This window comes from Aeromonas enterica, from assembly GCF_054052465.1.
In genome coordinates this window covers 385702-404138 of the sequence record NZ_JBSTYL010000001.1, presented here as the reverse complement: position 1 = coordinate 404138, position 18437 = coordinate 385702, and the positions used below count along the sequence as shown (strand labels likewise).

Here is an 18437-nt window from a genome sequence, read left to right as displayed (position 1 = left end):
GCAGGAGTTAGATATGGCTTACAGTGAAAAAGTAATCGACCACTACGAGAATCCCCGCAACGTTGGTGGCTTCGACAAAAACGACCCCAGCATAGCGACCGGCATGGTCGGCGCCCCGGCTTGTGGCGACGTGATGAAGCTGCAACTGAAGATCAGCGACGACGGCATCATCGAAGATGCCAAGTTCAAGACCTATGGCTGTGGTTCCGCCATTGCCTCCAGTTCCCTGGTGACCGAGTGGGTCAAGGGCAAGACCCTGGACGAAGCCGCCGGCATCAAGAACACCGACATCGCCGAAGAGCTGGCCCTGCCGCCGGTGAAGATTCACTGCTCCATTCTGGCTGAGGATGCCATCAAGGCCGCCATCGCCGATTACAAGCAGAAGAAAGGTCTCTAAGGTCAGGAGCGCAGTATGGCCATTACCATGACAGATGCCGCAGCGGCACGGGTTTCCTCTTTTCTGACCAACCGGGGCAAGGGCATTGGCCTGCGCCTCGGCGTCAAGACCACCGGCTGTTCGGGTCTTGCCTATGTGCTCGAGTTTGTCGATGAGCTGGCGGATGAAGATCAGGTGTTCGAGCAAAACGGTGTCAAAGTCATCGTCGATGCCAAGAGCCTGATCCATCTGGATGGCACAGAGCTGGACTTCGTCAAGGAGGGGCTCAACGAGGGCTTCCAGTTCAACAACCCCAACGCCAAGGGCGAGTGTGGTTGTGGCGAAAGTTTCAGTGTCTAACCGATTTGACGTACGACATGTCTTGCCGCTTGAACTGGCCGGAAATGGCCAGTTCAACACCGCCAGCGCCAAGGGCGAGTGTGGTGGTGAACGTGTCTAAGAGGCTTGCATGAATCATTTCGAGCTGTTTGGGCTGGTTGAAGGCTTCGAGCTCGATACCCGTCAGCTGGCGGATACCTACCGTCAGTTGCAAACCCAGTTCCACCCCGATCGTTTTGCCACGGCTCCCGAGCGGGAGCAGCTGGTTGCGGTGCAACGTGCCGCCCAGATCAACGAAGCATTCACCACCCTCAAGGCGCCCCTGCGCCGAGCCGAGTATCTGCTCTCCCTGCGCGGCACCGAACTTCGTGGCGAGCAGCAAACCCTGCAAGACACCACCTTCCTGATGCAGCAACTGGAGTGGCGTGAGCGGCTGGCCGACCTGAAAGGGGAACCCGACCCTGAGCGCGCCATCAAGGATTTTCGCCACGAAATCAGGCATGATCACCAGTTGTTGATGCAACGTCTGACTCAGGATCTCGCCGCAGGCGATGATGTGAGCGCGGCTGATTGCGTTCGCAAACTCAAGTTTGTCGACAAGCTCCTCGAAGAGCTGGAACGATTCGAAGACTCGCTGTTCGAGTCTTGATCCTTTAACGCTGGAATTTTGATTACCCATGGCATTACTGCAAATCGCCGAGCCCGGCCAGAGCGCCGCACCTCATCAGCATAAACGTGCCGTTGGCATCGATCTTGGCACCACCAACTCTCTCGTCGCTGCGGTTCGTAGCGGCCACGCCGATACCCTCTGCGACGAGCAGGGGCGCGATCTGCTGCCGTCCGTGGTGCACTATCAAGCTGCCGATTGCCAGGCTGACGCCATCCGTGTCGGCTTCGACGCCAAGCGTGAGGCTGCTCTCGATCCCCACAACACCATAGTGTCCATCAAGCGGATGATGGGCAAGGCGCTGGCCGATATCGATACCCGCCAGCAGCCTTACCAGTTCGTGGCCGCCGACAACGGCATGCCCCAGCTGCAGACTTGTCAGGGGCTGGTCAACCCGGTGCAGGTTTCGGCCGAAATCTTGAAGAAACTGGCCGAGCGGGGTGCCGCCGCACTGGGCGGCGAGCTGGATGGCGTTGTCATTACCGTGCCCGCCTATTTCGATGACGCCCAGCGTCAGGGGACCAAGGACGCGGCCCGTCTGGCCGGTCTGCACGTGCTGCGGCTGCTCAACGAGCCGACCGCAGCCGCCATCGCCTACGGCCTCGACTCCGGTCAGGAAGGGGTGATCGCCGTCTACGATCTCGGTGGCGGTACCTTTGACATCTCCATCCTGCGGCTGCATCGCGGCGTGTTCGAGGTGATGGCCACCGGTGGCGACTCCGCCCTTGGGGGCGATGATTTCGATCACCTGCTGGCGGACTGGATCAAGGCACAAGCCGGCCTTGAAGGCCTGCTCGACGCCCGTACCCAGCGCGAGCTGCTGGACGTGGCAGCCGCCGTCAAGCATGGCTTGACTGATGCCGAACGGGTGTCCTGTGCCTTTGCCGGCTGGCAGGGAGAGGTGAGCCGCAGCCAGTTTGATGAGCTCATCATGCCGCTGGTCAAGCGCACCCTGCTGGCCTGTCGCCGCGCCCTGCGCGATGCGGGTCTGGAGCAGGTGGAAGTGCTGGAAGTGGTGATGGTCGGTGGCTCCACCCGGGTGCCGCTGGTGCGCGAGCTGGTGGGCGATTTCTTCCAGCGTCCTCCGCTGACCAGTATCGATCCGGACAAGGTGGTGGCCATTGGTGCCGCCATCCAGGCCGACATTCTGGTGGGCAACAAGCCCGATGCCGAGATGCTGCTGCTGGACGTGATCCCGCTCTCCCTGGGGTTGGAAACCATGGGTGGCCTGGCCGAGAAGGTGATCCCGCGCAACACCACCATACCGGTGGCCCGCGCCCAGGAGTTTACCACCTTCAAGGACGGCCAGACCGCGATGGCGATCCACGTGGTGCAGGGTGAGCGTGAGCTGGTGGCGGATTGTCGCTCCCTGGGCCGTTTCACCCTGACCGGCATTCCGCCGATGGCGGCGGGCGCCGCCCACATTCGCGTCACCTTCCAGGTGGATGCGGATGGTCTGCTGTCGGTCAGCGCCATGGAGAAATCCTCCGGCGTGCAGGCCGAGATCCAGGTCAAGCCCTCCTACGGGCTGGGGGAGGAGGACATACTCACCATGCTGAGCGCCTCCATCGCCAATGCCCAGCAAGACATGGATGCCCGCATGCTGGCAGAGCAGCAGGTGGAGGCCGATCGTGTGGTCGAAAGCCTCAATGCCGCGCTGGCCGCTGATGGCGATGCGCTGCTGAGCGCCGCAGAGCGCGCCGCCATCGATGGTGCGATTACCCATCTGCTGGCCATGCGTGCCACAGGAACAACCAATCAAATCAAAGATGCCATTGAGGCGGCGGACGCCGTCAGTGGCGAATTTGCAGCCCGCCGGATGGATGCCTCCATCCGCAAGGTGCTGACCGGACAAAACGTCAACAAGGTGTAATATGCCAAAACTGATTATTCTGCCCCATCCCGAGCTCTGTCCGGACGGCGCCGCCCTCGAAGGCAAGAGTGGCGAGACCATTCTGGACGTGGCGCTGCGCAATGGCATCGAGATCGAGCATGCCTGCGAGAAGTCCTGCGCCTGCACCACCTGTCACTGCGTGGTGCGGGAGGGGTTTGACTCCCTCGAGCCGAGCGATGAGCTGGAAGATGACATGCTGGACAAGGCATGGGGACTGGAGCCGGAATCCCGCCTCAGTTGCCAGGCCCGTCTGGCGGACGAGGATCTGGTGGTGGAACTGCCCAAGTACACCATCAACCTCGCCTCAGAACGCCATTGATGGCGCCTTAATTACACATGAGTGAATTGAGCGTGCAGCATCCCATGGTGCAGTAATGATATGGTGAAGGCCGTGACCCTCGAGGGGAACGGCCTTTTTTGTGCTCGTTATTTCCCTGTTCATTAATGAAAGTGCCAATAAAAAGGAAGCAAGCAAAGATGGCTGACATGATGAAGGTACTGTTGTCCACCCAGGCCGCCGCCACCCAGTGGGGCGAAGGCGCCCTGCTCAGTTTCAACGATGATCAGGTGCTGATCCATCTGGACCTTGCCCGCCAGGAGCCGGATGTACTGCGTGCCATCCAGCGTGCTGGCCGTCGACTCGAGTCGACCGGCATCAAGCGGGTCAAGCTGGCCGGTGAAGCCTGGGATCTGGAGCGCCGCTACGCGTTCGCACAGGGCTTCTATGCCGCCAAGGGTGTGCGTGAGCTGGACCTCGGTGAACAGAGTGTTTCCGATGCCCGCGAGCTGGATGCGCTGCTCAAGGCGAGCCGCTGGGTGCGCGAGGTGACCAACGGTTGCCCGGAAGAGATTTACCCCATGAGTCTGGCGGAATCCGCCCTGCTGCTCATTCGTGGTCTGGCCGGGGATCTGGTGACTGCCCGCATCACGGCTGGCGAGGCGCTGCGTGAGGCGGGCCATATCGGGATCTGGTCGGTGGGCCGTGGCAGCGAGCGCGAACCCGTGCTGCTGGAGCTGGACTACAACCCGACCGGGGATCGCAACGCCCCTGTGGTGGCTGCCCTGGTGGGCAAGGGCATCACCTTCGACTCCGGTGGCTACTCCATGAAGTCCTCTGACAACATGTTGCCGATGAAGTCCGATATGGGCGGTGCCGCCATGGTGACCGGCGCCCTGGCGCTGGCCATCAGTCGCGGTCTCAAGCAAAGGGTCAAGCTCATCCTCTGCTGCGCCGAGAACCTGGTCTCCGGCCACGCCTTCAAGCTGGGTGACATCCTTACCTACAAGAACGGCATCTCGGTCGAGATCCAGAATACCGATGCCGAAGGGCGTCTGGTGCTGGCCGACGGCCTGATGGCCGCATCTGACAGTGGCGCCGCCTATATTCTCGATGCCGCCACCCTGACCGGCGCCGCCAAGACCGCACTGGGTCGCGACTACAACGCCGTGTTTGCCCTCGATGAGACCGAGCAGCAACGCGCCTTGGCCGCCGCCAAAGCCGAACAGGAGAAGGCCTGGGCCCTGCCACTGGAACCCTGGCATGCCAGCCAGCTTACCTCCGCGTTTGCCGAGCTGGGCAATGTGGCCTCCGCCGAAGGCACGGCCGGAGCCACTACCGCAGCCGCGTTTCTGTCACGCTTCGTGCGTGACGAAGGCCGGGGCTGGGTACACCTGGATCTGGCGGCTGCCTATCAAAAATCCGGCAACGATCTCTGGGCGACCGGTGCCAAGGGGCACGGCCTGCGTACGATCGCTCGCTGGCTGCAGGAGGTGACTGAATGAGTGTCTGGCTGAATCAAGAATTGGGTGATGGTTTGGGACAACCGGCGCAAAAAGCCACGGCCTGCGTATTATCGGTAGCTTGCAGACGGCAGGAGGAGACAGCATGAACGTCTGGTTAAGCCGTGAGTTCGCGCCAGCCGAGTGGGGGGAGGGAGCACTGCTCTCTCACCGCGCCGATGGCATGGTGATCCATCTGGTCACCGCCACGCCGCTGCTCGATATCCAGCAGGCAGCGCGTCGCCTGTGCAGCCAGGGGATCCAGAAAGTGGCCCTTGCCGGTCATTGGGAGCGCGAGCAGCAGTGGGCCTTCGCCCAGGGGTTGCAAACGCCCAAGGCCGAAGTCGAGCTGCAGTGGGCCACCTCGTCCGAGGAGGACAGGGAAGAGCTGGAGGCACGCTGGTTGTGCGGGCGCTGGGTTCGCGAGATGACCAATGCCACGCCGGAGCAGCTGGGGCCGCTGGAGCTGGCGGTTGAAGCCGCCGCCTTCATCACCGAGCTGGCGCCGGACAAGGTGAGCCACCGCATCTTGAAAGGTGAAGCCTTGCAACAAGCTGGCTGGGTCGGCCTCTATCAGGTCGGCCGTGGCAGCGAGCGCGAGCCTGTGCTGCTGGAGCTGGACTTCAACCCGAGCCGGGATCCCAAAGCGCCGGTGGCGGCGGCGCTGGTGGGCAAGGGTATCACCTTCGACTCCGGCGGCTACTCCATGAAGACCTCCCAGGGCATGCTGACCATGAAGCATGACATGGGCGGTGCCGCCATCGTCACCGGCGCGCTGGCGCTGGCCATTCTGCGCGGCCTCGACAAGCGGGTGAAGCTCATCCTCTGCTGCGCCGAGAACCTGGTCTCCGGTCATGCCTACAAGCTGGGTGACATCCTCACCTACAAGAACGGCACCACGGTGGAGATCGTCAATACCGATGCCGAGGGGCGGCTGGTGCTGGCCGACGGTCTGCAGCTGGCCGGGGATTCCGGCGCGCCGCTGGTCATTGACGCCGCGACCCTCACCGGGGCGGCGGTGATGGCGCTGGGGGGGCGTTACAACGCCCTGTTCGGGCTGGACAAGGGGCTGGTGAGCCGCGCCATGGGTTATGCGGATGCTGAACAGGAACCCGCCTGGCCGCTGCCGCTGGAGCCCTGGCATCGCCAGCAGTGCCCGTCCCACTATGCCGACACCGCCAACAGCCGGCCCGTGCCGGGCGGCGGTCCGGGTGGTGCCTCCAACGCGGCGGGCTTCCTCTCCCGTTTCGTTGCCAATGAGGGGCAGGGCTGGCTGCATATCGATCTCGCCTCTTGTTTCAGCGACAACGGTGACAGCCTGTGGGCGCCGGGCGCCAACACGCTGGGCATGCGCACCATAGCGCATACCCTGCTGGCGGAAGCGCGCTGAGCAGAGTGACAAGCGTCAAGAAAGGGCACCTGAGGGTGCCCTTTTCAACCGTGCTGGATGAGTGAGCAATAGGCAGGGTTTCAGGGGCTTAACATGGCTATCGTGCACAAGCGCACATTTTTTCCTGCTGCACTGGGTCAAGATGAGTGGTGATGTTGTTTTAAGGACGTGTTTGTTTAATAAAAGGTTGCTTTTTTGTGTGTCATTTCGGTTTTTGTTTACGTATAATCGCCGCCGAACATGGATTCTAACAATAAAACTCTGTAGTTAAGGAAAGATCTCAATGGCCATCGAACGTACCTTCTCTATCGTGAAACCGGATGCTGTCAGCAAAAACCTGATCGGTGCCATCTACAACCGCTTCGAGAGCGCTGGCCTGAAGGTCATCGCCGCCAAGATGCTGCACCTGAGCAGCGAGCAAGCCGCCGGTTTCTACGCAGAACACCAGGGCAAGCCTTTCTATGATGCGCTGGTCAGCTTCATGACCTCTGGCCCTGTAATGGTACAGGTGCTGGAAGGGGAAGAGGCCATCCGCCGTCACCGTGAAATCATGGGTGCGACCAACCCGAAAGAAGCCCTGGCCGGTACTCTGCGTGCCTGCTACGCCGAGAGCATCGACCGCAACGCGGTACACGGCTCCGACGCCCCGGCCTCTGCCGCCCGTGAAATTGCCTACTTCTTCTCTGACGACGAGATCTGCCCGCGCGGTTGATTTTGCCCCAAGATGATCAAGGGAGCCTCGGCTCCCTTTTGTTTTTTGGCCTTTTGACCAATATCCTCTTATTCTCCAGCTGGAAAGCCAGACCCATTATTTGTACAATGCCGCCCCCTGACATCGTCAGCCAATAATTTATGAAGTGTGTGGACTGAGGCCTTTGATGAGCGAAATAAAAACCAACCTGCTGGATCTTGATCGGGATGCCATGCGTGCCTTCTTCGTCGAACTGGGCGAGAAGCCATTCCGGGCAGATCAGATCATGAAGTGGATCTATCACTTCGGTTGTGATGATTTCGATCAGATGAACAACGTCAACAAGGTACTGCGCGAGCGCCTGAAGGCGATCGCCGAGATCCGCGCGCCACAAGTGAGCCGTGAACAGCGTTCCGCGGACGGCACCATCAAGTGGGCGCTGCAGGTCGGCGGTCAGGAAGTGGAAACCGTCTACATCCCGGAAGAGGACAGAGCCACCCTGTGCGTCTCCTCCCAGGTCGGCTGTGCGCTGGCGTGCAAGTTCTGCTCCACGGCCCAGCAAGGCTTCAACCGCAACCTGAAAGTGTCCGAGATCATCGGTCAGGTATGGCGTGCCGCCAAGATAGTCGGTGGCAAGCGCCCCATCACCAACGTGGTGATGATGGGCATGGGCGAGCCGCTGCTCAACCTCGCCAACGTGGTGCCGGCCATGCGTCTGATGATGGATGACTTCGGCTACGGCATCTCCAAGCGCCGGGTGACTATCTCCACCTCGGGTGTGGTGCCGGCGCTGGATATCCTCGGTGATCAAATTGACGTGGCCCTGGCCATCTCCCTGCATGCGCCGAACGACACGTTGCGTTCCGAGATCATGCCGATCAACGACAAGTACAACATCGAGGACTTCCTCGCCGGTGTGCGCCGTTATCTGGCCAAGTCCAATGCCAACGGCGGTCGCGTGACGGTGGAGTATGTGCTGCTCGATCATATCAATGACGACATGCAGCATGCCCACGAGCTGGCCAAAGTGCTCAAAGACACCCCGAGCAAGATCAACCTGATCCCGTTCAACCCCTTCCCGGGCAACCCCTATGGCAAGCCGAGCAACAGTCGCATCGACCGTTTCTCCAAGGTGCTGATGGAATATGGCTTCACCGTCATCGTCCGCAAGACCCGTGGTGACGACATAGATGCCGCCTGCGGTCAGCTGGTGGGGGAGGTGATCGATCGCACCAAACGCACCATGAAAAATCGGATGCAACAGGATGGGATTTCCGTCAAAATGGTTTAACTTGCTAAGCCATTGTATAGTCAGGGAATGGATACACGTACATTGATCGTAGTGGCAGCGCTTTGCGCGCTGCCAGGCTGTGTTACCGAGACCACTTACGCGGGCCAGAATTCGACCCAGCGTGAAGTGGGTCCCGACCTCAAGGCGGCTGCCCAGACCCGTCTGGACTTAGGTATTCAATATCTGCGACAAGGCAATGCCGAACAGGCCAAGTTCAACCTTGATCGTGCCCTCCAGTACGACCCCGACAACCCTCAGGTCTATATCGGCTTCGCTTACTTCTACCAGCAGGTAGAGGATTACAAGGCGGCCGAGGAGAGCTACAAGAAAGCCCTCGCCATGGATCCGTCCAATGCTGACGCAATGAACAACTATGGCGCTTTCCTGTGCAACCGGGGTCGTTTCGACGAGGCGGAGAAGGCATTCCTGCAGGCGATCAGCCAACCCAATTACATCAAGATTGCCGATACCTATGAAAATGCGGCACTTTGCGCAGCGCAAAATCGCAGAAATGATAAAGCAAGCGAGTACTATCGCTTGGCCTTGGGGTATAATCCCCGCAATCCAAGGTTATTGCTGGACATGGCTGAGCTTTCCATGAAAGATGGCAAGCTGCCTGATGTACAGGCCTATCTCGCTCGTTTCGCCGATGCGTCAGACGAGAACGAGAACAGTCTCTGGTTGAGATTGCGGCTGGCTCAGGCCATGGACAAACCAGCACTCCTTCACCAATTCGGGAATGAGCTGGTAAGGCAATATCCCTCTTCGCAACAAGCCAAGCGTTACTTAGCCAATGACTACTGAACAGCCACACGATTTCCAAGACGACTCCCAGGTAGTTGGCCCAGGCCAGCTGCTGCGCAACGCCCGTGAACAGCTCGGCTGGACACGAGAACAGGTTGCGTCCCGCATTCACCTTCGTCTGACCCTGATTGCTGCGATCGAATCAGATACGTATGACAAACATACTTCCCATACCTTTATCCGGGGCTATCTGCGTACTTACGCCAAGCTGGTCGGCATCCCGGAAGAGACTATTCTTGCCGCCTACGACAAGCTGGGGCTGACGCCGCCTGACAACATCGACATGCAGAGTTTCTCCCGTCGCTCACGCCAGCAGGCCAACGACAGCAGGCTCAAGGTGGTAACCTGGCTGGTGATCCTGGTGTTGATCGCGCTTTCCGTTGCCTGGTGGTGGCAGAGCACGGCACGCCGCTCTGCCGGTGATGAGGCATTGGCCGCGACTGAAATGGGGACAGCAGGCAATACTCCGGGCGAAACTGTCACTCCCGCCGTGGATGTGGCCGACCACGTCATGCCAGCCGCCTCCGAGGCGATGGCAACGACCGCAGAGCCGACCGTGAGCGGCGCTGCTGCCACGGCGCCGCTGGTTGATAGCAGCAGTGCCGCCGTAGAGACGACAGCCTCTGCAAGTGTGGCAACGCTCCCGGCCGCAGATGCCGCAGATGATGCGCCAGCCGATGCCGCCAAGGTGCCTCAGCTCAAGATGAGTTTCACTGCCGACTGCTGGCTGGACGTCAAGGATGCCAACGGCAAGACGCTGTTCAGCGGCCTGAAGAAGGCAAATGATCAACTGGTATTGGAAGGACCCGAGCCGCTCAAGTTCATCATTGGCGCGCCCATGGCGGTCAATATCGAATATCAGGGCAAGTCCATCGACATGAGCCGTTACAACAACGGCCGGACTGCTCGCCTCTCACTGCCGCAGGAGTAATCTGTCCGCCATGTCCGCTCACGAATCTCCCATCATTCGTCGTAAATCCAGGCAGATCATGGTCGGTAACGTACCGGTTGGGGGCGACGCCCCCATCACGGTGCAGACCATGACCAACACCAAGACCACGGACGTGGCCGCCACCGTCGAGCAGATCCGGCGGATCGAGCGGGTTGGCGCCGACATAGTCCGGGTCTCGGTACCCACCATGGAAGCGGCGGAAGCCTTCAAGCTCATCAAGCAACAGACCCGTATCCCCATCGTTGCCGACATCCACTTCGACTACCGCATCGCCCTGAAAGTGGCCGAGTACGGCGCCGACTGTCTGCGCATCAACCCGGGCAACATAGGCAACGAAGAGCGGGTGCGTGCCGTGGTCGACTGCGCGCGCCACTACAATATCCCGATCCGCATCGGCGTCAACGGCGGCTCTCTTGAGAAAGACATTCAGGAGAAGTACGGCGAGCCGACCCCGGAGGCGCTGCTCGAGTCGGCCATGCGCCACGTGGATTACCTGGATCGCCTCAACTTCGACAACTTCAAGGTGAGCGTCAAGGCGTCTGACGTCTTCCTGGCCATCGGGGCCTATCGCCTGCTGGCCAAGCAGATCGAGCAGCCGCTGCACCTTGGCATCACGGAAGCTGGCGGTTTTCGCGCCGGCGCGGTGAAATCCGCCGTCGGGCTCGGCATGCTGCTGGCCGATGGCATAGGCGATACCATCCGCATCTCGCTGGCGGCCGATCCGGTGGAAGAGATCAAGGTAGGCTTTGATATCCTCAAATCCCTGCGCATCCGTTCCCGTGGCATCAACTTCATCGCCTGCCCCTCCTGCTCACGTCAGGAGTTCGACGTGATCGGTACCGTCAACGCCCTGGAAGCGCGGCTGGAAGATATTATCACCCCCATGGATGTCTCCATCATCGGCTGTGTGGTGAACGGGCCGGGCGAGGCGCTGGTCTCCGATCTGGGGCTGGCGGGGGCCGCCAACAAGAGCGCCTTCTACGAGGGCGGTCAGCGGGTCGACCGGCTGGACAACAAGGATCTCATCCCGATCCTGGAGCGCCGCATTCGCGCCCGGGCGGCCATGCTGGATCCGGCCAACCAGATCCAGGTGGACGAGGGTTGAGCCAGTGCGGGGCCACCTTGGGGGGCCCCGTCTTTAGGTTGCTGATTTTACATCCCGCATTGGAACGCCCTGATTTTACCTCGGGGTCGAAAATCCCTATAATGCGGCCAAATTTCACGTCTTTTTCTCGAGTATCAACGTGGCAAAACAGATCCAAGCTATTCGCGGTATGAACGATTGCCTGCCGGAGCAGAGCCCGGTATGGCAGAAAGTAGAACAGATACTGCGCCAAGTGGTCGCCAGCTATGGCTACAGCGAAGTGCGCATGCCGATCGTCGAGCAGACTCATCTGTTCAAGCGTGCCATCGGTGAAGTGACCGACGTGGTCGAAAAAGAGATGTACAGCTTCGAAGACCGCAACGGCGACAGCCTGAGCCTGCGTCCGGAAGGGACCGCCAGCTGCGTCCGTGCCGGTATCGAGCACGGCCTGCTCTACAACCAGGAACGCCGGATGTGGTACATGGGCCCCATGTTCCGCCACGAGCGTCCCCAGAAGGGCCGTTACCGCCAGTTCCATCAGTTCGGGGTCGAGCTGTTTGGCATCAACGGGCCGGATATTGACGCCGAACTCATCATGCTGACCCACCGTCTATGGCGGTTGTTCGGCATCAGTGATCATGTCACCCTGCAGCTCAACACGCTCGGTCAGAGTGCCGAGCGCGCCGCCTATCGCGATGCGCTGGTGGCTTACCTCGAGCAGTACAAGGATCAGCTTGACGAAGAGAGCCAGCGCCGCATGTACAGCAACCCGCTGCGGGTGCTCGACTCCAAGGATGCCAAGGTACAGGCCATTCTGGTGGATGCCCCGCGCCTGTTCGATCACCTGGGTGAAGAGAGCCTGGCTCACTTCGAGGGGCTCAAGCGCCTGCTCACCTCCGCCGGTATCCAGTTCGAGGTGAACGAGCGTCTGGTGCGCGGCCTTGACTATTACAACCTGACCGTGTTCGAGTGGGTCACCAGCAGCCTGGGTGCCCAGGGCACCGTTTGTGCCGGTGGCCGTTACGACGGCCTGGTGGAGCAGCTTGGCGGTCAAGCGACCCCGGCCGTGGGCTTTGCCATGGGCATGGAGCGCCTGGTGCTGATGCTGGAGACCCTGGAGCTTAATGCCGATATCCGCCCTGCGGTGGACGTCTATCTGGCCATGGTGGGCGAGGGGACCGAGCAGGCTGGCTTCGCGATTGCCGAGCGTCTGCGTGATGCCCTGCCAGACCTGCGCCTGATGAGCCACTGTGGTGGCGGCAACTTCAAGAAACAACTCAAGCGTGCCGACAAGTGCGGCGCGGCCATTGCCCTGATCCTTGGTGAAACCGAGGTGCAAAACGGGGAGATCACCATCAAATATCTGCGTGGCCAGGCCGAGCAACAGACCGTCACGGTCGACGCCGCCATTGCCCTGCTGGCAGCCAAAGGAGAGTAAGCAGTGGAAGTTTATACCACCGAAGAACAACAGGTTGAGGTCATCAAGAGCTGGTGGAAAGAGAACGGAACCTCGGTGCTCGCAGGAACTGTTATCGGTCTGGTTGGACTCTTTGGCTGGCGTTATTACAACGAGCGTCAGCAGACCAACCAGGAAGCCGCTTCCCAGGCTTACAACGAGATCTCGGCCCAGCTGGCCAAGGGGGATGCCGCCGCCTTCGAACAGGTACAAGGCTTCATCAGTGCCCACCAGGGTGACTCTTATGCCGAGCTGGCCGCCCTGCAACTGGCTGCCGCTGCCGTCAAGGCAAACAAGCTGGACTTGGCTGCCGAGCAGCTGACCCAGGTGGCAAACAATGGTGATGAGAGCATTCGTCCCATCGCCGCCCTGCGTCTGGCCCGGGTCCTGAACGATCAGGGCAAGGCTGACGAGGCCCTGGCCCAGCTTGGCAAGATCAGCAATGACGCCTTCAAGGCCCAGGTGGCGGAAGTGCGTGGCGACATCCTGCTCAAACAGGGCAAGGCCGAAGAGGCGCGCGATGCCTATCAGGCGGCGGCCGATGCCGGCGGCTTGCAGGGCAGCGCCGAGCTCAAGCTGAAGATGGACGATCTGGCGCTGCCAGCCGTGACCACGGGTGGAGCTCCGGATGCGTAATCTGTTCAAGATGGTGGCGTTGGGGGCGGCAGTCTCCTTCGCCCTGCAGGGGTGCTCCCTGTTCAGCTCGGAAGAAGATCTCAATCCCATGGCGCCTTTGCCCGTGGTTGAATCTGCCTTCAGCGCCGACACGGCCTGGTCCTCTTCCGTCGGGGACGGCATAGGCGACTTCTACTCCCAGCTCAAGCCGGCGGTGGAAGAGGAGCGCATCTATGCCGCGGCCCGCGATGGCGATGTGACTGCCTTCGATCGTGCCAGCGGCAAGGAGCTGTGGAGCGTGGACTTGGCTGACCTGCCTATCAACGCCGACAAGCGCAGCGCCCGCCTCTCCGGCGGTCTGGTTTCTCGCTACGGCAAGCTGTTCCTCGGCTCCGAGAACGGGGTGGTCTACGCCCTGAACGAAGAGAACGGGGAAGTGCTGTGGCAGACCACGGTGCCGGGTGAAGTGGTGGCAAGCCCCGCCGTCGAAGACGGTCGTGTGGTGGTGTTGACCACCTCGGGGCGCCTGGTGGCGCTCGATACCGATGAAGGCAAGTTGCAGTGGACCCTGGCGGAAGAGCAGCCGCCGCTGACCTTGCGCAGTGCCGGTGCCCCCATCATCACCAACGGCGCCGTGCTCTATGGCCGTGCCGATGGCAAGGTGGGCATAGCCCTGCTGAGCAATGGTCAGCCTGTACGCCAGTCCAAGGTGGCCGATCCGCGCGGTGCGACCGAGCTGGATCGCATGGTGGACGTGGATGCGACACCGCTGATCGCTGGCGATGAGCTCTATGCCATCGCCTACAATGGTCAGCTGATGGCACGCAAGCTGATGACCGGTGACGAGGTGTGGAAGCGCAAGTATTCCGGCTACCGCGACATGGCGGTGACCGGCAATGCCATCGTGCTGACCGACAGCCGCAGCCATCTGTTTGCCGTTGACAGACGCAACGGGCTTGAGCTGTGGTCCAATACCCAGCTGGAAAACCGCACCGTGACTGCCCCTGTCATCCTGGGTGACTATGTGGTGGTCGGCGATGTGGAAGGTTACCTGTATTGGCTGGATCGTACCGACGGGTCCATCAAGGCCATGCAGCAGCTCGACAGCAGTGGTCTCTACGCCGCCCCTCTGGTGGACGGTGACACCCTGTATGTGCAGAGCCGTGGCGGCAAGTTGTACGCTATCAAGCGTCCCTGATCGTCCGATAATGTGAATATCCGGCTCCTGGTCTTCGGACCCGGAGCCTTTGTCGTCTTGAGAATGAGGCTTTTATGACTCCTGTAGTAGCCCTGGTGGGCCGCCCCAACGTGGGGAAATCCACCCTGTTTAACCGCTTGACCCGTACCCGGGATGCCCTGGTGGCCGACTTCCCCGGTTTGACCCGGGACCGTAAATACGGTCAGGCGAAGTTGGGCGAGCTGGAATTTATCGTGGTGGATACCGGTGGTATCGATGGCACCGAAGAGGGGATCGAGCTGAAGATGGCCGAGCAGTCCCTGCTGGCCATCGAAGAAGCCGATGTGGTGCTGTTTATGGTGGATGCGCGCGCAGGATTGACCGCCGCGGATCAGGCCATCGCCGAGCACCTGCGCAAGACCCACAAGACGGTGTTTCTGGTGGCCAACAAGACCGACGGTATCGACGGTGACTCCGCCGTGTCCGAGTTCTACGGTCTGGCGCTGGGAGAGGTCTACCAGATCGCTGCCGCCCACGGCCGTGGCGTGCTGAGCCTGCTGGAACTGGCGCTGGCACCCCATCTGGAAACCTTGGTCGAAGCCGCTGCCGAAGAAGATGCGCAGGATGAAGAAGAGGAGGACTTCGACGAAGAAGCCCTGCTGCGCATGGTAGCCGCCGGTGATCTCGATACCCGGGAAGACACCAAGGAGACCCCGTTCGCCGACTTGCCCATCAAGTTCGCCATCGTCGGTCGCCCCAACGTCGGCAAATCGACCCTGACCAACCGCATGCTGGGTGAAGACCGCGTCATCGTCTATGACATGCCGGGCACCACCCGCGACTCCGTCTATGTGCCGATGGAGCGTGACGAGCAGAAGTACGTCATCATCGACACCGCCGGTGTGCGTCGTCGTGGCAAGGTGCATGAGACGGTGGAGAAGTTTTCCGTCATCAAGACGCTCAAGGCTATTGAAGATGCCAACGTCTGCCTGCTGGTGATCGATGCCCAGGAGACCATCACGGATCAGGACTTGAGCATCCTCGGCTTCGTGCTCCACTCGGGCCGCTCCGTGGTGCTGGTGGTGAACAAGTGGGACGGCCTGGACCAGAAGGTGAAAGAGGACGTCAAGAACGAGCTGGACAGACGCCTGGGCTTCATCGATTTTGCCCGTGTTCACTTCATCTCCGCCCTGCACGGCAGCGGTGTCGGCCACCTGTTCGAATCCATTCAGGAGGCGTACCAGTCCGCCACCCGCCGTACCAGCACCGCCATGCTGACCCGCATCATGCAGATGGCGCAGGAAGATCACCAGCCGCCCATGGTGAACGGTCGCCGCGTCAAGCTCAAATATGCCCACGCCGGTGGTTACAACCCGCCGCGCATCGTGATCCACGGCAACCAGTTGAACGACCTGCCGGATTCGTACAAGCGGTATCTCATCAACTACTTCCGCAAGTCGCTCAAGATCATGGGCTCCCCGATCCGGGTCGAGTTCCAGGAGTCGGCCAACCCGTTCGAGGGTCGGAAGAACACCATGACCCTGAGCCAGGAGCGTCAACGCAAGCGCCTGCTCAAGGCCAAAACCAAGAAATAAGGCCCAGCGGCTGCCCTCACCGGCAGCCGTTTTTTCTTGGGGCGAGGGGCATCTGCTGTGGGGCGGCCCACAGCACATTCACTTTGAGAGGAGTCGAGTATGAGCACCCTAATATGCCCGGCCTGCAGCGCCGAGCTGGACAGCCGCAGTCCCGAGATCGGCTGTGGCCAGTGCCAGGCCCGTTATCGCATCCGGGCCCTGTGTCCGACCTGCCAGCAGGAGCTGGAGCGGCTCAAGGCCTGCGGCGCCGTGGATTACTTCTGCAACCACTGCAACAGCCTGGTGTCAAAGCGCGCGGTGCGCTTTGAGGTGAGCCCGGCAGGGCAGGCGTGAGGCAATAAAAAACCCGGCAAATGCCGGGTTTATTCTGTGTGTTCTGCTATCAGCAAGGTGTAGGAGCGGTTTCTGCGCCATATCTTGCGTTTGATGTCATTGAGCTTGAGTTTGCGTCTGGGGCTCCAGGCGCACTTTGCTTTTCTGACCAGTGTCGTTCTTCTACGAGCTCGCATCTTGGTCTCCTCCCATTGGATGGCCATCCCGGCCTCGATGAATGGAGCCCATCTGAAAATGCTGTCATCCAGCTGACAAGCTGCTGAAATCAGGCGATAAAAACAGTTTCGGACAGGCCCCGGTACATCCGGATGGTAACAGAGAACCTACCGGTAAAACAAACTTGTCAACAAGGGCTCAACGCAGGGTGATCTGCTTGACCACTTCGGCGATGACGGTGGGGCGTTCGGCACTCTGTGGCTCGCTGCTGTCGTCGTCATCCAGCTCCTCGCGGCGGTGGGCCTTCTGCTGCTCGTTGTCGAGCCAGAGCAGGCTCTGGTAATACTGACGCACGTTGTTGACGTAGTTGCGCGCCTCGCCGCCCCGGGCATAGCCGTAGCGCGCCTTGCGGTGCCAGCGCGCCTGCTGCAGCAGGGGCAGAACCTCTTTCACGTCGCTCCAGGCGTCGGGGTTCTTGCCGAGCTCCTTGGTCAGGCGGCGGGCATCCATCATGTGGCCGTAGCCGATGTTGTAGGCGGTGAGGGCAAACCACACCTTCTCGTCATCGGGCACTGAGGCGGGTACCTTCTCCATCATCTGCTGCAGATAGCGGGCGCCGCCCTTGATGCTCTCCTCCGGATGCAGCCGGTTGTTGACCCCCATCGCCTTGGCGGTGGGTTCGGTCAGCATCATCATGCCGCGCACGCCCGTGTAGGAACGCGCCTCCGGATCCCAGTGGGACTCCTGATAGCTGATGGCAGCCAGCAGGCGCCAATCCACCACGCTGGCGTGTGTCTTGAACAGATTCTGATACTTGGGCAGCAGGCTCTTGGCCCGCTGCAGGAAGGTGCGGGTGTCGACGAAGTCGAAGTTCTGTACGTGGCCGAAGTACTTCTCGTCCAGCTTGGCGATGGCGCCATCCATGAAGCGCTGGCCGAAGAAGTCGATGATGCTGGCGTAGAGGCTGTCATCGGGCAGCTTGGTCATGGCCCAGGCCACCGTCTGGTTCTTGGAGAGGGTCAGCCCCTCGGTGAGCTCGGGGTAGTAACGCTGGGTACGGGCCAGCACAGTATCCTGCACCACTGTGTAATCAATCTTGCCGTCGGCCACCTGCTTGAGCAGCTCTTCCACGTCAGCGTCCCGGTTGGTGCTCCACTTCAGGTTGGGGTGCTGTTTGCCGAGCTCTTTGAGCAGATCTTCCCCGGTGGAGCCGGCAGGCACCACTATGGAGCCCTTTAGGTCACCTATCCCCTTGGGCTTGGGGGAGCCGTTGCGATAGACCAGCTTGGGGGATACCTGATAAAAACCGGGGCCGAAGCGAAACAGGGCACGTCGCTCCGGGGTGACCACGATGGCGGCGGCGGCGAGATCCAGCTTGCCCTTCTTGAGCAGCTCGACCAGTTCGGCGGTGGAGTAGACGGGGACTATGGTGAGCTTGACGCCCAGCCAGTCGGCATAGCTTTTCGCCAGCTCGTAATCAAAGCCCTGGGCGGTCTCGTCACGCTGGTAATAAGAGGTGGGGCCATAGATGGTGCCAACCCGGATCTCGCCCCGTTGGCGGATCTGTTCCAGCTGGCTGGAGGGGGTGTAGAAGTCACAACCGACCAGGGTCAGCAGCAACATCAGCCCGATAAACAGTCGAAAAATGCAGCGCAAGTAGGTGAGTACCCTTGTTGAAAAAATCGGCATTTGTCAAAAAAGAGGGACCTTTATACCAGAGAGTGTGCACCGAGTCACACTTGGCAAATCAAGAAAAACGTTTGTCCGGCGTCGGCCTGATCCCTATAATACGCGCGTCTCAATTCCCCCCCACTTTAACACTTGGTGAGAAAGGTCAT

18 protein-coding genes are annotated in these 18437 nt (G+C 60.6%); 17 read left to right on the top strand and 1 reads right to left on the bottom strand.

The window, feature by feature from the left end; all coding sequences use genetic code 11:
* Nucleotides 1-13 precede the first annotated feature (13 nt).
* The 17 genes from iscU to ACW5XD_RS01920 all read left to right on the top strand — a co-directional run bounded on the left by iscU (nt 14) and on the right by ACW5XD_RS01920 (nt 16443).
* Nucleotides 14-397, top strand: coding sequence for a Fe-S cluster assembly scaffold IscU (iscU, locus tag ACW5XD_RS02000; protein ID WP_005299770.1), 384 nt, complete (start codon nt 14-16; stop codon nt 395-397).
* Nucleotides 398-412: 15 nt separating this feature from the next.
* Nucleotides 413-736 carry an iron-sulfur cluster assembly protein IscA gene (gene iscA, locus ACW5XD_RS01995; protein WP_042865868.1) on the top strand — a complete coding sequence of 108 codons (324 nt, stop codon included), beginning with the start codon at nt 413-415 and terminating at the stop codon, nt 734-736.
* 109 nt (nt 737-845) lie between these two features.
* Nucleotides 846-1364: a co-chaperone HscB gene (hscB, locus tag ACW5XD_RS01990; RefSeq protein ID WP_456493383.1), complete on the top strand. Its 519-nt coding sequence runs from the start codon at nt 846-848 to the stop codon at nt 1362-1364.
* Between the two features lie 28 nt (nt 1365-1392).
* Nucleotides 1393-3255 carry a Fe-S protein assembly chaperone HscA gene (gene hscA / locus ACW5XD_RS01985; RefSeq protein WP_456493382.1) on the top strand — a complete coding sequence of 621 codons (1863 nt, stop codon included), beginning with the start codon at nt 1393-1395 and terminating at the stop codon, nt 3253-3255.
* A 1-nt stretch (nt 3256) separates the two neighbouring features.
* A complete protein-coding gene (gene fdx / locus ACW5XD_RS01980; protein ID WP_005310414.1) occupies nt 3257-3595 on the top strand; it encodes an ISC system 2Fe-2S type ferredoxin in 339 nt (112 codons plus the stop codon).
* A 158-nt stretch (nt 3596-3753) separates the two neighbouring features.
* The gene (gene pepB, locus ACW5XD_RS01975; RefSeq protein WP_456493381.1) at nt 3754-5058 is read left to right on the top strand and encodes an aminopeptidase PepB; all 1305 of its coding nucleotides are present in this window, start codon (nt 3754-3756) and stop codon (nt 5056-5058) included.
* Between the two features lie 103 nt (nt 5059-5161).
* Nucleotides 5162-6445: an aminopeptidase PepB gene (gene pepB, locus ACW5XD_RS01970; protein WP_456493380.1), complete on the top strand. Its 1284-nt coding sequence runs from the start codon at nt 5162-5164 to the stop codon at nt 6443-6445.
* A gap of 283 nt (nt 6446-6728) precedes the next feature.
* Nucleotides 6729-7157: a nucleoside-diphosphate kinase gene (gene ndk, locus ACW5XD_RS01965; protein WP_043136750.1), complete on the top strand. Its 429-nt coding sequence runs from the start codon at nt 6729-6731 to the stop codon at nt 7155-7157.
* A 166-nt stretch (nt 7158-7323) separates the two neighbouring features.
* Entirely contained in the window at nt 7324-8427 is a 1104-nt protein-coding gene (locus ACW5XD_RS01960; RefSeq protein ID WP_456493379.1) for a bifunctional tRNA (adenosine(37)-C2)-methyltransferase TrmG/ribosomal RNA large subunit methyltransferase RlmN, read from the top strand.
* A 12-nt stretch (nt 8428-8439) separates the two neighbouring features.
* Nucleotides 8440-9231 carry a PilW family type IVa pilus biogenesis/stability lipoprotein TapF gene (gene tapF, locus ACW5XD_RS01955; RefSeq protein ID WP_456493378.1) on the top strand — a complete coding sequence of 264 codons (792 nt, stop codon included), beginning with the start codon at nt 8440-8442 and terminating at the stop codon, nt 9229-9231.
* A complete protein-coding gene (locus tag ACW5XD_RS01950) occupies nt 9221-10162 on the top strand; it encodes a RodZ domain-containing protein (protein ID WP_456493377.1) in 942 nt (313 codons plus the stop codon). The genes tapF and ACW5XD_RS01950 overlap by 11 nt, the downstream gene beginning before the upstream one ends.
* Nucleotides 10163-10172: 10 nt before the next feature.
* Nucleotides 10173-11288, top strand: a complete 1116-nt coding sequence (gene ispG, locus ACW5XD_RS01945; RefSeq protein ID WP_043136741.1) for a flavodoxin-dependent (E)-4-hydroxy-3-methylbut-2-enyl-diphosphate synthase — start codon at nt 10173-10175, stop codon at nt 11286-11288.
* 139 nt (nt 11289-11427) lie between these two features.
* A complete protein-coding gene (hisS, locus tag ACW5XD_RS01940) occupies nt 11428-12705 on the top strand; it encodes a histidine--tRNA ligase (protein ID WP_456493376.1) in 1278 nt (425 codons plus the stop codon).
* A 3-nt stretch (nt 12706-12708) separates the two neighbouring features.
* Complete coding sequence (locus ACW5XD_RS01935) at nt 12709-13359, top strand: YfgM family protein (RefSeq protein WP_042865878.1); 651 nt, start codon at nt 12709-12711, stop codon at nt 13357-13359.
* Nucleotides 13352-14536, top strand: a complete 1185-nt coding sequence (gene bamB, locus ACW5XD_RS01930) for an outer membrane protein assembly factor BamB (RefSeq protein WP_043555294.1) — start codon at nt 13352-13354, stop codon at nt 14534-14536. The genes ACW5XD_RS01935 and bamB overlap by 8 nt, the downstream gene beginning before the upstream one ends.
* A 74-nt stretch (nt 14537-14610) precedes the next feature.
* On the top strand, nt 14611-16110 hold the full coding sequence (gene der, locus ACW5XD_RS01925; RefSeq protein ID WP_042865880.1) for a ribosome biogenesis GTPase Der: 1500 nt from the start codon (nt 14611-14613) through the stop codon (nt 16108-16110).
* A 99-nt stretch (nt 16111-16209) separates the two neighbouring features.
* A complete protein-coding gene (locus tag ACW5XD_RS01920; protein ID WP_042865881.1) occupies nt 16210-16443 on the top strand; it encodes a zinc ribbon domain-containing protein in 234 nt (77 codons plus the stop codon).
* A gap of 354 nt (nt 16444-16797) precedes the next feature.
* Here the strand turns inward: ACW5XD_RS01920 and mltF are convergent, their stop codons facing one another.
* Nucleotides 16798-18288 (bottom strand): membrane-bound lytic murein transglycosylase MltF, encoded by a 1491-nt coding sequence (gene mltF, locus ACW5XD_RS01915; protein WP_456493375.1) that lies wholly within the window; start codon nt 18286-18288, stop codon nt 16798-16800.
* Nucleotides 18289-18437: the final 149 nt, after the last annotated feature.

Excerpts from the sequence above, each read along its gene's own strand:
- iscU (WP_005299770.1), top strand. The coding sequence starts at position 14 with ATGGCTTACAGTGAAAAAGTAATCGACCACTACGAGAATCCCCGCAAC.
- iscA (WP_042865868.1), top strand. The coding sequence starts at position 413 with ATGGCCATTACCATGACAGATGCCGCAGCGGCACGGGTTTCCTCTTTT.
- hscB (WP_456493383.1), top strand. The coding sequence starts at position 846 with ATGAATCATTTCGAGCTGTTTGGGCTGGTTGAAGGCTTCGAGCTCGAT.
- hscA (WP_456493382.1), top strand. The coding sequence starts at position 1,393 with ATGGCATTACTGCAAATCGCCGAGCCCGGCCAGAGCGCCGCACCTCAT.
- fdx (WP_005310414.1), top strand. The coding sequence starts at position 3,257 with ATGCCAAAACTGATTATTCTGCCCCATCCCGAGCTCTGTCCGGACGGC.
- pepB (WP_456493381.1), top strand. The coding sequence starts at position 3,754 with ATGGCTGACATGATGAAGGTACTGTTGTCCACCCAGGCCGCCGCCACC.
- pepB (WP_456493380.1), top strand. The coding sequence starts at position 5,162 with ATGAACGTCTGGTTAAGCCGTGAGTTCGCGCCAGCCGAGTGGGGGGAG.
- ndk (WP_043136750.1), top strand. The coding sequence starts at position 6,729 with ATGGCCATCGAACGTACCTTCTCTATCGTGAAACCGGATGCTGTCAGC.
- ACW5XD_RS01960 (WP_456493379.1), top strand. The coding sequence starts at position 7,324 with ATGAGCGAAATAAAAACCAACCTGCTGGATCTTGATCGGGATGCCATG.
- ACW5XD_RS01950 (WP_456493377.1), top strand. The coding sequence starts at position 9,221 with ATGACTACTGAACAGCCACACGATTTCCAAGACGACTCCCAGGTAGTT.
- ispG (WP_043136741.1), top strand. The coding sequence starts at position 10,173 with ATGTCCGCTCACGAATCTCCCATCATTCGTCGTAAATCCAGGCAGATC.
- bamB (WP_043555294.1), top strand. The coding sequence starts at position 13,352 with ATGCGTAATCTGTTCAAGATGGTGGCGTTGGGGGCGGCAGTCTCCTTC.
- der (WP_042865880.1), top strand. The coding sequence starts at position 14,611 with ATGACTCCTGTAGTAGCCCTGGTGGGCCGCCCCAACGTGGGGAAATCC.
- ACW5XD_RS01920 (WP_042865881.1), top strand. The coding sequence starts at position 16,210 with ATGAGCACCCTAATATGCCCGGCCTGCAGCGCCGAGCTGGACAGCCGC.
- mltF (WP_456493375.1), bottom strand. The coding sequence starts at position 18,288 with ATGCCGATTTTTTCAACAAGGGTACTCACCTACTTGCGCTGCATTTTT.